The organism is Sphingobacterium alkalisoli (assembly GCF_005049105.1).
Lineage (GTDB): Bacteria > Bacteroidota > Bacteroidia > Sphingobacteriales > Sphingobacteriaceae > Sphingobacterium > Sphingobacterium alkalisoli.
In genome coordinates this window covers 176,677-189,301 of record NZ_SUKA01000006.1, presented here as the reverse complement: position 1 = coordinate 189,301, position 12,625 = coordinate 176,677, and the positions used below count along the sequence as shown (strand labels likewise).

Annotated in this window: 10 protein-coding genes; 6 read left to right on the top strand and 4 right to left on the bottom strand. The window is 40.2% G+C overall.

Annotation, left to right across the window (positions count from 1 at the left end; translation table 11 throughout):
- Nucleotides 1-18 precede the first annotated feature (18 nt).
- From FAZ19_RS18210 to FAZ19_RS18195, 4 genes are all read right to left on the bottom strand, one after another.
- Entirely contained in the window at nucleotides 19-1,017 is a 999-nt protein-coding gene (locus tag FAZ19_RS18210) for a 4-hydroxyproline epimerase (protein ID WP_136822186.1), read from the bottom strand.
- Nucleotides 1,018-1,029: 12 nt separating this feature from the next.
- Nucleotides 1,030-2,529 (bottom strand): aldehyde dehydrogenase (NADP(+)), encoded by a 1,500-nt coding sequence (locus tag FAZ19_RS18205; RefSeq protein ID WP_136822185.1) that lies wholly within the window; start codon nucleotides 2,527-2,529, stop codon nucleotides 1,030-1,032.
- A 79-nt stretch (nucleotides 2,530-2,608) separates the two neighbouring features.
- Nucleotides 2,609-3,511, bottom strand: a complete 903-nt coding sequence (locus FAZ19_RS18200; protein ID WP_136822184.1) for a dihydrodipicolinate synthase family protein — start codon at nucleotides 3,509-3,511, stop codon at nucleotides 2,609-2,611.
- 85 nt (nucleotides 3,512-3,596) lie between these two features.
- Complete coding sequence (locus tag FAZ19_RS18195) at nucleotides 3,597-4,469, bottom strand: AraC family transcriptional regulator (RefSeq protein ID WP_136822183.1); 873 nt, start codon at nucleotides 4,467-4,469, stop codon at nucleotides 3,597-3,599.
- A gap of 211 nt (nucleotides 4,470-4,680) precedes the next feature.
- On the opposite strand from FAZ19_RS18195, the gene FAZ19_RS18190 reads away from it, so the two are divergent.
- From FAZ19_RS18190 to mreD, 6 genes are all read left to right on the top strand, one after another.
- A complete protein-coding gene (locus FAZ19_RS18190) occupies nucleotides 4,681-6,072 on the top strand; it encodes an aminopeptidase P family protein (RefSeq protein ID WP_136822182.1) in 1,392 nt (463 codons plus the stop codon).
- Nucleotides 6,065-8,248: a S9 family peptidase gene (locus FAZ19_RS18185; protein WP_136822181.1), complete on the top strand. Its 2,184-nt coding sequence runs from the start codon at nucleotides 6,065-6,067 to the stop codon at nucleotides 8,246-8,248. The genes FAZ19_RS18190 and FAZ19_RS18185 overlap by 8 nt, the downstream gene beginning before the upstream one ends.
- A 6-nt stretch (nucleotides 8,249-8,254) precedes the next feature.
- Nucleotides 8,255-9,919 (top strand): M1 family metallopeptidase, encoded by a 1,665-nt coding sequence (locus tag FAZ19_RS18180; RefSeq protein WP_136822180.1) that lies wholly within the window; start codon nucleotides 8,255-8,257, stop codon nucleotides 9,917-9,919.
- A gap of 149 nt (nucleotides 9,920-10,068) precedes the next feature.
- On the top strand, nucleotides 10,069-11,091 hold the full coding sequence (locus FAZ19_RS18175; RefSeq protein WP_136822179.1) for a rod shape-determining protein: 1,023 nt from the start codon (nucleotides 10,069-10,071) through the stop codon (nucleotides 11,089-11,091).
- A 177-nt stretch (nucleotides 11,092-11,268) separates the two neighbouring features.
- Complete coding sequence (gene mreC, locus FAZ19_RS18170; protein ID WP_136822178.1) at nucleotides 11,269-12,108, top strand: rod shape-determining protein MreC; 840 nt, start codon at nucleotides 11,269-11,271, stop codon at nucleotides 12,106-12,108.
- Nucleotides 12,101-12,625: a rod shape-determining protein MreD gene (gene mreD / locus FAZ19_RS18165; protein ID WP_136822177.1), complete on the top strand. Its 525-nt coding sequence runs from the start codon at nucleotides 12,101-12,103 to the stop codon at nucleotides 12,623-12,625. Before mreC ends, mreD begins: the two co-directional genes overlap by 8 nt.

The window sequence follows — 12,625 nt, the reverse complement described above, 5'->3', positions numbered from 1 at the left end:
CTTCGTTTAATTTTAAAATTACATTACTTGAAAACCTTCTCTGTAGGGATCTTCGTCGTCAATAACAATGGTATTGTACCCGGTAATCCGGGCCCAACCTTCTATAGATGGAATGATAGCCATCTGCCCTTGCATAGTAGTTTCCTGTTCAATGCGGCCGACAAACTGCGAACCGATGTAACTTTCGTGTACAAATTCGTCTCCCCACTTTAATTTACCCTTTGCGTACCACTGGGCCATACGCGCGGACGTACCTGTGCCACATGGCGATCTATCCAATGCATTTTCACCCACCAGCACTGCATTTCGACCTGAGGAATTCGTCTTAGTTGGTTTACCTGTCCATTGAATATGGCTTAAACCGAAAATATCTGTATCTTCTGGATGGATAAATTCATACTTTTCATTCAGTAGTCGTCGAACAATCTTACCATAGTGGATCAGTTGACTTGCAGAAAAATCACCGATATCAGCAAAATTTCTCTGGGGGTCTATAATGCCATAGAAATTTCCACCGTACGCAACATCGACAACTATCTCACCTAGTCCAGGGCAATCAACCGTCAACTCTTCTTTGTAAAGGAATGATTTTACATTGGTCAATTTTACTCGCCGAACTTTTGAACCCTCCTGCTCATAATCAATCAATATTAAGCCTGCGGGAGTTTCAAGACGAAGTTTGCCCGGCACCTTTGGAATAACCAAGCCCTCTTCAATTGCAATGGTCACAGTACCTATCGTACCATGACCACACATAGGAAGACATCCACTAGTTTCTATATACAATACCCCTGTATCATTTGCAGGATCCGTGGGCGGATATAAAATACTACCACTCATCATATCATGCCCACGCGGTTCGAACATTAAACCCCTTCGGATCCAATCGTACTCACGCATGAAGTGTAGACGACGCTCCATCATCGACTTCCCATCCAAAACCGGTCCACCCCCTGCTACCAATCGTACGGGGCATCCACAGGTGTGGGAGTCAATACAAAAAAATGTTTTCCTCATATTTTATTAGACCTAATCAATATCAACTTTTAAACTTGCCGCCGTTGACACACCATCTACTATACGCATGATTTCCAAGGAGTTTGCATTTTTAAGTTCCTCTGGTAAAAATTCATTCGGCCAATTTTGAAAAGCAATAGGACGTACAAAACGCTTAACAGCATCGGGACCAACTGAAGTAAAACGAGAATCGGTTGATGAAGGATAAGGGCCTCCATGCTGCATTGCAAACGCAACTTCCACCCCTGTAGGCATACCGTTAAAAAGTAAACGACCTACTTTATCCTGGATCGTATCAATGATATCCCGATGCGCTTGTAGGTCGTCTATAGTTCCTGCAACAGTAGCTGTTAACTGTCCTTTCAACTGCTTTGCGATTTCAAAAACCTCTTCGTACGATTCTGCTTCTACCAATAGCCCAAATGGACCAAACACTTCCTCGCTTAAAAGGCGATTTTTTAAAAAACTTTTACCGGTTGTGATGGCGACTTGTGCACAACCTTGCCCATCTATCTGTTCGCTTAAGACCTCTGACAAGATGTGCACATCCTCTTGTTGATTTAAGGTATTCCTGTTTCTCTCAAAATTTTCGTATATACCTTGATTAAGCATCCTCGCAGGAGGAACTACAGATATCGCAGTAGCCAGGGCACCTTTGAAGCGTTCGAATCCAGCACCTTTAACAGCTATAAAGAGACCTGGATTGGTACAGAACTGACCCACGCCCATCACTAGAGAAGCAAGATATTCCTTAGCCAGATCTGTCGCCCGTTGATCCAATACATTACTAAAAGCAAATACAGGATTTACACTACCCATTTCTGCAAAAACAGGTATCGGTTCCTCACGTTGGTTAGCAATATCGAACAAGGCTTTACCTCCCCTATAAGACCCTGTAAAACCGACAGCCTTTACATCGGGGTGTGCGGTCAGATAAGCGCCGATCAACGTATCGGTACCCTCCACGTGATCTCCTAGGATATGTCCAAATGCCCCTTTCGGCCAGCCAAATTCCTGTACGAGGTCCGTAATTGCATCTGCCATGATCTGAGAAGTTTGAGGATGTGCTGGATGTCCTTTGACCAGAACCGGACAACCTGCCCCAATTGCACTGGCCGTATCCCCTCCTGCCGTAGAAAACGCAAACGGAAAATTACTAGCTCCAAATACGACTACCGGTCCTAAACCGATGCTATATTTTCGGATGTCATTTTTTCCTTTCTCTGCATCGGCTAAATCGATACGCGCTTCTGTATAGATACCTTGCTCCACGGCATTTGCATAACTACGCCACTGACCGACAGTACGCGCTTTTTCACCGGTGAGACGTGCCAGTGGCAAGGCCGTTTCTGCGTGAGCTGTTTCCAATAGAAATGGACTCAAGCTCTCAATTTTATGTGCTACGGCATGCATAAATTTAGCGCGTTCTTTTACGGTGGTTGATTTCAAAAATTGAAATGCCTCACTAGCAGAACGGACGTGCTCATCTAAGCGTATTTTTGGTTGATTCATCTTTTATTAGTTAAGGTATAAAAACAACCGTAGGCTAGAAAACGTATAGCCTACAGTTTTGCGCTAAAGTTATCGGCGCTTAATGTAAAGTTGGCCGTGATGCAATGCCATCTTTTATAATCTTATCGATTCTATCGGCCTCTTCGCCTTCCAAAGGAAGTCGTGGGGCGCGAACATGCGGGGTACTAATACCTTCGGCAGTCGCCGCTAATTTAATGTATTGAATTAATTTAGGATGAATATCCAGCTCCAATAAAGGCATAAACCAACGGTAAATTTCAACGGCTTTTTCAAATTCGCCTCGGATCGCGTAATTGTACATTGCAACTGTTTCTTTCGGAAATGCATCCACTAATCCGGCTACCAAACCATCGGCTCCAAGAAACAAGCTTTCTAACGAAATTGTATCCACACCCCCTAAAATCTTGTAACGGTCGCCAAATTGATTTTTCATCCGGGTTACGTTTGCTAAATCACGGGTGGACTCTTTTACAGCCTCAATTGTAGGGTGAGATTTCAATTCCTCAAACATATCCAATGTCACATTAATACCATAATCGATGGGGTTATTATAGATCAATATGGGCAAATCCGTTGCGGCGGCAACTGCGATAAAATATGCTGTTACTTCACGATCATCAGCCTTGTATCGCATTGGAGGTAATAGCATTAAGCCATCTGCACCTAATTCTTTCGCTTTTAAAGAAAAGTTTACTGCATTTTTTGTTGTGTTTTCTGCAATATTAAGAATCACAGGAACCCGATCTGAAACGATTTTTTTTGCGTAAACTAATAATTCAAATTTCTCATCTGTGTCTAGAACAGCAGCATCACCCAACGATCCTGCTATAATAATACCATGTACACCAGCTTCTATTTGAGCTTCGGTATTTTTAGCAAACATTTCATAATCAATTTCACCGTTCTCTTTAAAAGGAGTAAGCACCGCAGGATAAATTCCTTTCCAGTCTAAATTAGCCATATTATCTTTTTTTTATTTCAAATATATCGCCAAAAAAAACTTTAAGCTAACCGTGTTTTAATCAAAACTTCCTGAATATTGACATTTACTGATATAGGCTGTTACTATATTTAAGAAAATATTCCTTGGGAGACTGTCCCACAATAAAACGAAATACCCTATTGAAATTGGTTATGCTATTAAAACCACAATTGTAGGCCACCAAGGAAATACTCTCGTAACGCTTGGCTGTCAGTAGTTTGCAAGCCTCCTGAATACGAATTTCATTAATATAGGTAACTAGCGTCAAACCTGTATGTTTCTTAAAATATCGACAAAAGGCCTGCGGGGTCAAGTTGGCATGCCCCGCGGCATCTTCTAATGTAATGTTGTTTTTATAGTTGTCTTTGATAAACTTACAAACACTGTTAATACGTAAAAAACCATCTTCGTCGTGCTGATTTACAGCCGAAATAGACAACGGCTTTAACTCTGCCGAAACCTGATTCAGCGCGCGCAGTAAATAGAAAAAATTCATTAGTTGATCCATCTGATGTGAATCCTTAAGGATAGATATGCGACGTTTAACACGTGCAATATAGTTGTCCGGAACTTTAAAACCACGTGCATTTTTACTGATAAAGTCCAATAAAGCCGATAGCTCAGGCATATTGAACATGTTAGATAAGCTTCCTTTTGGATTAAAAAACACGGATACCGATTGTACATCCTCATGCGTAGCTGAAGAAGGTGTGCTTTTGAAAACGTGAGCCTGATTGGGGCCCAATAAAAACACATCGTCTTGTTTGAACGTGTGAAAGCTATCGTCTACAAGTAGTGTACCGTTTCCCTTTACAATCCACATAATCTGATACTCCTCATGCCTGTGCAAATAAGGATAAAAATGATCCAGTCTATCCTCTTGAACATATACTGACCTGTCTTTAGGCGCTGGTACATTGAATTGAATTGTTTTCATAAGCTAGGTATTAATAAAAGTAATACAATCCTTGTTCTTTATAATATAATCTAAGATACAATATTCATAATTTAATAACAATAATTAAATGTTGAAATGACAAAAAACGAGTATTATAGGTTAAAATGTGACAAGTGATATTTATCGCTACGCCCTAAATTTATAAAAAAAATAGATTTAATTTGCTTTTACTACTAACTTCGGGTTAATTATGTTTAAAAAAGACGTTTATAGCAGCAGAAGGTACCTTCTTCAGAAGAATATATCTTCCGGTATCGTTGTTTTGTTGGGAAATACAGAAAGCCCAATTAACTTCGAGCACAATACCTATCCTTTCCGACAAGATAGTACGTTTCTCTATTATGTAGGTATTGCAAGTCCTAAGTTGGCGTTAATAATTGATATCGAAGAAGATAAAACTATATTATTTGGCAACGAGATGACAATAGATGATATCGTATGGATGGGAAGACTAGAAACGCTACAAGAAAAGGCACAAATGGCGGATGTAGATCAGGTACTGCCTTTTGGAGAATTATCTTCGTACATCGATCGGGCAAAATCGAGCCAACGGAATATACACTTCCTTCCGCCCTATCAATCACATAATAAGATTTTACTTGAAGAGTTGCTTCATATTTCCTTTCAGCAACTCCTACCGTCGACCGAACTTATAAAAGCGGTAGTAGCTCAGCGGAGTATAAAAGAAGATATCGAAATCGCCGAAATAGAAAAAGCAATTCATATCTCTGCAGAAATGCACTTATTGGCCATGCAGATGGCAAGGCCGGGCATGAAGGAATATGAAATCGTAAATGCGATCCAAGGCCTAGCCGCTGCTAACAATTGTCCGCTTGCCTATGCGCCAATCGTAACCGTTCATGGCGAAATATTGCACAATGCCTATCGCCAAAACACGTTAACTTCAGGTGATCTTGTTTTGAATGATTCTGGTGCTGAAACACCGTTAGGATATGCCGGCGATTTAACCCGGACTTTCCCAGTAGATCTATCTTTTACAGACAGACAACGCGAAATGTATAATATCGTGCTAAGCTCATTTACCGATGCACGTGATATGCTTCGACCAGGCATAAAATTCAAGGACGTACACCTTCGTGCAGCTACTTCGTTGGTCGAAGGTCTAGTGGCGATCGGTTTAATGAAAGGGAATCCCCAAGAAGCCGTCGCAAATCACGCACATACGATGTTCTTTCAGTGCGGACTGGGACATATGATGGGATTGGATGTGCACGACATGGAGGATCTTGGTGAACAATTTGTTGGTTATACGGCAGATGAGCCCAAGGATACAAAAACCTTTGGTTTAAAATCCTTACGCCTAGGTAAAGCGTTAGAACCGGGAAATGTGTTAACAGTAGAACCGGGAATTTACATTATTCCGGAACTGATTGATAGGTGGAAAGCGGAAAAAAAGAACGCAGATTTTATTAACTATGATAAATTGGAAGAGTACCGCAATTTTGGTGGTATCCGTATAGAGGATGATTTCTTGATTACAGGAGATGGTTATCGTCTTTTAGGTCCAGAACTTATAAAAACAGTACAAGAAATTGAAAACTACCGAGCAAATTATGCATAACAAAATTTTCCCTTCCTCCCTAATCAAGGTCCTCATCGTACTTGGATGTCTAGTATACATCCAAGTCGCCCAAGCCCAGCAGCAATGGACAGCTGACGGTAATGCCTATTATTCTTTTTCTGAAAACGGAATAGAAGTTATCCATCTCCTTGAACAGGGCAAGCGCGAGACTTTTCTGAGCAGCACGGAACTTATTCCTGATGGTGCTACCGATCCATTACAAGTACAAAGCTTTCAGGTTTCGCCCGACGGAAAAAAACTGTTGCTTTTTACGAACACGCAACGGGTATGGCGAGAGAACACCCGAGGTGATTACTGGATATTTAACAAGCTAGACAAACAACTAAGCCAACTTGGAAAAGGACTTTCAACCGCCTCCTTGATGTTTGCCAAATTTTCTCCCGACGGCGCGAAGGTAGCCTATGTTTCAAAGAACAACATTTTCATCGAGGACATTTCCTCAGGGCAATATGAAAAAGTAACGGATGATGGCACAGACCGTATTATCAATGGCACTTTTGACTGGGCCTATGAAGAAGAGTTTGGCACAAAGGATGGTTTCCGCTGGTCCCCGAATGGTCAAAAAATTGCATACTGGAAACAGGATGCCCGAAACACCCGTAATTTTTTGATGATTAACAACACAGATAGTCTGTACTCCTATACCATTCCCGTAGAATATCCTAAAGTAGGTCTTGATCCTTCAGGAACCACCATATGGCTTTACGATATTGAGCAGAAACGGACCGTCAAAACCCAGATCGAAGGAAACGAATTTCAACATTATATCCCCAGAATGGAATGGGTACTGGATTCTAAATCCATCATTCTCCAACAGCTAAATCGCAAACAAAACAAGAGTAAGATTATCGTTGCGGATGCAGAGACAGGAAAAAGCCATACGATACATACCGAAGAAGATCCTACCTGGATCGATATCAAGGCCAGATGGAACAATGGCGATCCGAGCGGGTGGGATTGGATTGATAATGGAAAATCATTTATATGGGTATCCGAAAAGGGAGGATACCGACAGATCTATAACATCGACCTAAAAGGTAAAGAGACATTGATTAGCAAAGATGAATTTGATATAATTCAACTAGACTTTTTGGACCTTACGAACAAAACGATCTACTTTTCTGCGTCACCTGATAATGCCGCTCAAAAGTACTTGTACCGCATACCTCTAAGTGGCGGAAAAGCCAGTCGGGTAACGCCGGCTGCCGTTACCGGTACAACGGATTATGTCATTTCGCCGAATGGCAAAATTGCCTTATTTCAGACAAGCAACACTTCTTATATGTCCTCCGGTTCTGTCGTTGCCCTACCAGAGCACAAAGAGATAGTTCCCCCAAATAGATCCGCTACTTCCGATCCTTCGGAACCGAAGGCGGAGTTTTTTAGCGTAACCACCAGCGAGGGTGTAACTTTGGACGGATGGGTCGTAAAGCCCAGAAATTTTGATCCAACAAGAAAGTACCCCATTGTATTCTTTGTATACGGTGAGCCTGCCATGCAAACGGTAACAGACAATTTCTATACAGGCAGAAACCACCTCTACCGTGGTAATATGGCAGACGATGGCTACCTTTATGTGTCGTTAGAAAATAGAGGCACACCTGCTCCAAAGGGACGGGAATGGCGTAAATCTATTTATAGAAACATCGGAATCATTAATATCCGAGATCAAGCAATGGGTGCTAAAGAAGTCTTCAAGTGGGGTTATGTGGATACTACACGTGTTGCTGTATGGGGATGGAGTGGTGGTGGAGCCTCTACCCTTAATCTTCTGGGTCAATACCCTGAAATCTATCAGACAGGTATCTCCATTGCGCCGGTCACCAATCAATTGCTTTATGACAATATCTATCAAGAGCGTTACATGGGATTACCTCAGGAGAACGAAGTGGATTTCATTAAAGGGTCTGCTCTTACTTATGCAAAAAATATTCGTGGAAACCTATTGTTGATCCATGGTACGGGAGATGATAATGTACACTACCAAAATTCAGAAGTATATATTAATGAGCTTATCAAATACAACATTCCCTTCCAAATGATGGCATATCCAAACCGGAGTCATTCAATCAGCGAAGGAGAAGGTACCGGTACACATTTAAGCACGCTATTTACTAATTTCCTGAAAACATACTGTCCTCCAGGCGCGAACTAAAAAATAATGAAAAGATTAATTTACCTTACGCTTTCCCTATATATCTGCTACTTGTCTCCTATTCAAGCTCAGCTTATGAAAGCAAAAGAAATATTCACTCGAGCGGACTCTTTGCGCGGTGAACTTACGCCTTTGCGTACGTGTTACGATATTCAATACTATCACCTAGACGTAAAGGTGGATATAGAGAATAAATTCATTTCTGGATCCAACCTATTTCAATTTCGGGCCGTAAATGATTTCACCAAACTTCAGTTTGATTTATTTGATAATTTATCAATTGATAAAGTAGAGTATAACGGAAGGGAACTTCCATTCAGCAGAGCGTTTAATGCCGTATTCATCACATTTCCAAAAACAATAGAAAAAGGTAAAGTAGATGCCTTTACGGTTTATTATTCAGGGAATCCCATCCAAGCAACCCGAGCTCCTTGGGACGGGGGCTTCGATTGGAAAAAAGATAGCAATGGCAAACCGTTCGTCGCTACGGCATGCCAAGGCTTGGGTGCTAGTGTGTGGTGGCCCAATAAAGATCATCAATATGACGAAGTAGATAGTATGTTGATTTCGGTATCCGTCCCCAAAGACCTCATTAATGTCTCTAATGGACGTTTAATAAAAACTGAAACTATAAAGGATGGTTATAAAACATACCACTGGAAAGTATCGAATCCCATAAATAACTACAACATCGCGTTAAACATTGGTGATTATATACACTTTAACGAAATCTACACCGGCGAAAAGGGGAATTTGGATGTAGATTATTATATTTTAAGAGAAAACAATCAAAAGGATAAGGTGAATCATTTAAAAAAGAACGTTTCAGAAACATTACAAGCATTTGAACACTGGTTTGGCCCCTACCCTTTTTATGAAGACGGTTATAAGATCGTCGAAACAGCTCACCTAGGAATGGAACATCAAAGCGCGATAGCGTATGGCAACAAGTATCAAAATGGATATCTGGGACGCGACGGTTCAAATACAGGTTGGGGAAAAAAATGGGATTTTATCGTTGTACATGAATCAGGACATGAATGGTTTGGCAATAACATCACAGCAGCTGATTTAGCCGACATGTGGATTCATGAAAGCTTCACCAATTATTCTGAAGCACTATTTATCGACTATTTTTATGGCAAAGGAGCGAGTCAAGCCTATGTACATGGTAACAGGCCTGGAATACTAAATGACAAACCCATTCAAGGTCCATATAACGTTAACAAAGAAGGATCTGGAGATATGTATATCAAAGGAGGTGTCATGCTTAACATGATTCGAACGATTGTCGATGATGATAAAAAATGGCGTAACATCCTAAGGGGATTAAATAAAAAATTTTACCATAGTCAAGTCGGTTATCAAGATATCGTAAGTTATATTTCTAACGAGTCGCGCATTGATTTCTCTAGCTTATTCCAGCAATATGTTACAAAGACTGGCATCCCTACATTAGAGATTACTTTTGACGGTTCTGGCAAACCCTTGGGAAGATGGATTAGCGATGTAGAAGGGTTTAACATGCCCATACACATTGGTATAAAAGGGGGTAAAAAACAGCTTATAAAACTTACAACGTTATTTAAGCATATAGACATTCCGGGGCTGACTAAAGAAAACTTAGAAATAGATGCATACAATTATTATATCGGCATTTTGACGCAATAAATATCAAAAAACATGCGTTATCAAAAATGACCTAAAACCTTCCAAATAACTACATAATTTATGTTATTTTTTTGTGGGGATACGTTATCATAAACGGTTTTTTTTCATTAGGTTTGCATTTAATTATAATATAGAACAATTCTTACCAAATGGGATTATTTAATTGGTTTACGCAAGAAGTTGCAATAGACTTAGGGACAGCGAATACCTTAATTATTCATAATGATAAAGTAGTAGTGGATGAACCCTCTATTGTTGCTTTCGATCGTACAACCAACAAGGTAATTGCAATCGGAAGGCAAGCCATGCAAATGGAGGGTAAAACACATGATAATATAAAAACGGTACGCCCCTTACGCGATGGCGTTATTGCGGATTTTACAGCAGCAGAACACTTAATCCGCGGAATGGTTAAATTAGTTAATGGCGGTAAATCTTGGTTTTTCCCTTCTCTCCGTATGGTGGTATGTATTCCTTCTGGCATTACAGAAGTTGAAAAACGTGCTGTACGTGACTCTGCTGAAATTGCCGGCGCAAAAGAGGTCTACCTCATACACGAACCGATGGCGGCAGCAGTGGGTATAGGTATAGATGTAGAAGAACCTGTAGGTAACATGATTATTGACATAGGCGGTGGAACAACAGAGATAGCTGTTATCGCTTTGTCCGGTATCGTGTGTGACCAATCTATTCGTGTCGCTGGAGATAATTTTGATTCAGATATCGTTCAATATATTCGTCGTCAACATAATATCATGATTGGCGACCGTACGGCGGAAAAAATTAAAATCGAAGTAGGAGCTGCTCTTCCTGAATTGCAAGATCCACCCGAAGATTTTGCCGTCCAAGGTCGTGATTTAATGACAGGTATTCCGAAACAAATAACCGTATCCTATACCGAAATTGCACACTGTTTAGACAAATCCATTTCTAAAATTGAAGAAGCAATTTTGAAAGCGCTGGAAATCACCCCGCCAGAACTCTCTGCGGACATCTACCAGACTGGTATTTATCTAACTGGAGGCGGTGCTTTGCTACGAGGACTAGACAAGCGTATACAAGCCAAAACTAAATTACCTGTCCATGTTGCCGAAGATCCTCTACGCGCCGTAGTACGTGGTACTGGTATTGCATTAAAAAACATCGGAAGATTCAAATTTTTAATGCAATAATACTCAAAAGAATCTGACATGAGTTAACGCTCCCTAAAAGGGATGATTAACTCATACAAGTTTCATCGCCGTTTAAAGATAATTTATTCGGATGAAAATTATATATGGCCGCGATATAGAAAAGAGTTACTTCTTCTATATCGCGTACTTGTTAAAAAACGTAACGAAGTAGTAAACATGAGAAACCTATGGCTCTTCCTGGTTAGATATAATGCCTTTTTTTGGTTCATATTGTTTTTTGTATTTTCCATTCTTTTAGTCGTACGAAATAATAATTTTCAACGCACCGCATTCGTCAACTCATCGAATGTACTTATTGGATTTTTTTACGAAAAATCGAATTCTTGGAAAAGTTATCTCGCATTATCGTCCACCAACGAAGAACTAGCGTTGGAGAATGCTAGATTACGCCAAAAGTTAGAAAATTATATCGGAAAGGATACCTTAAGTAGCGCTCATTTAGTTGATTCTATAGACGTCGACAGATATCAGTTTATCGTAGCCGCTGTTGTAAACAACAGCATTCATCAGAAAAGTAATTTTTTAACTTTAAACAAAGGTACTAAAGACGGCGTGGAACTTGGAATGGGTGTTATAACCTCAAACGGTGTTGTTGGATCGGTCTTGAATGTTTCAAGACATTTTAGCACGGTGAAATCGCTATTGCATCCAGAGACAAAAATATCTGTCACTCTAGATAGTACTGCAGACGCCTTTGGTTCATTAGTTTGGGGTAGCAATACAGATTCGAGATATGCGATGATTCGAGACATTCCTAATCACGTGAAAGTGTACAAAGGTCAGGCCGTGTTTACTTCAGGATATTCTACATTATACCCTAAGGGCATCAAAGTAGGGCACATTGTTGAAACCGGAATTACGTCTGGTGAAAGTTTTAAAGAGATACGCATTTTATTGACGACAGAATTTTCAAATCTGAGTCATGTTTATGTTGTAAAAGACAGATTAGCTACTGAAAAAATAGAACTCGAAGCCACAAATAACGACAATGGGTAGAATTATAATTAACAATACAATACGTTTTATAATTTTAATAATGCTTCAAGTCGCATTATTTAAGAACATAGGATACTATAATTTAGCGACCCCGTTTCCTTATATTTTATTTCTATTTCTTCTCCCTATAGGTGTACCCAACCTGTTACTTTATGTCATCGCTTTCCTTACGGGACTTACTGTTGATGCATTTTACGACACGATCGGCGTCCATGCTGCAGCTTGTGTAGCACTCGTCTGGTTTAGGGTATTTTTCCACAAGATTACCCTAGAAGCCGACGTCATAAACTCATTCGAAACACCCCTCTGGAGTGAAATGGGATTCAAATGGTACAGTACATATATCTTACTTGGAACTTTAGTCCATCACTTGGCGTTGTATTTCGTAGAAGTATTCTCTTTTCAAAATATACTTTATACCTTAGCGAGTGTTGGTTTAAGTAGTATATTCACTATCGTCGTAATTTTTATAATAGGGATACTTACATACAAGCGCAAATCGCGTTTGGGAAATTAA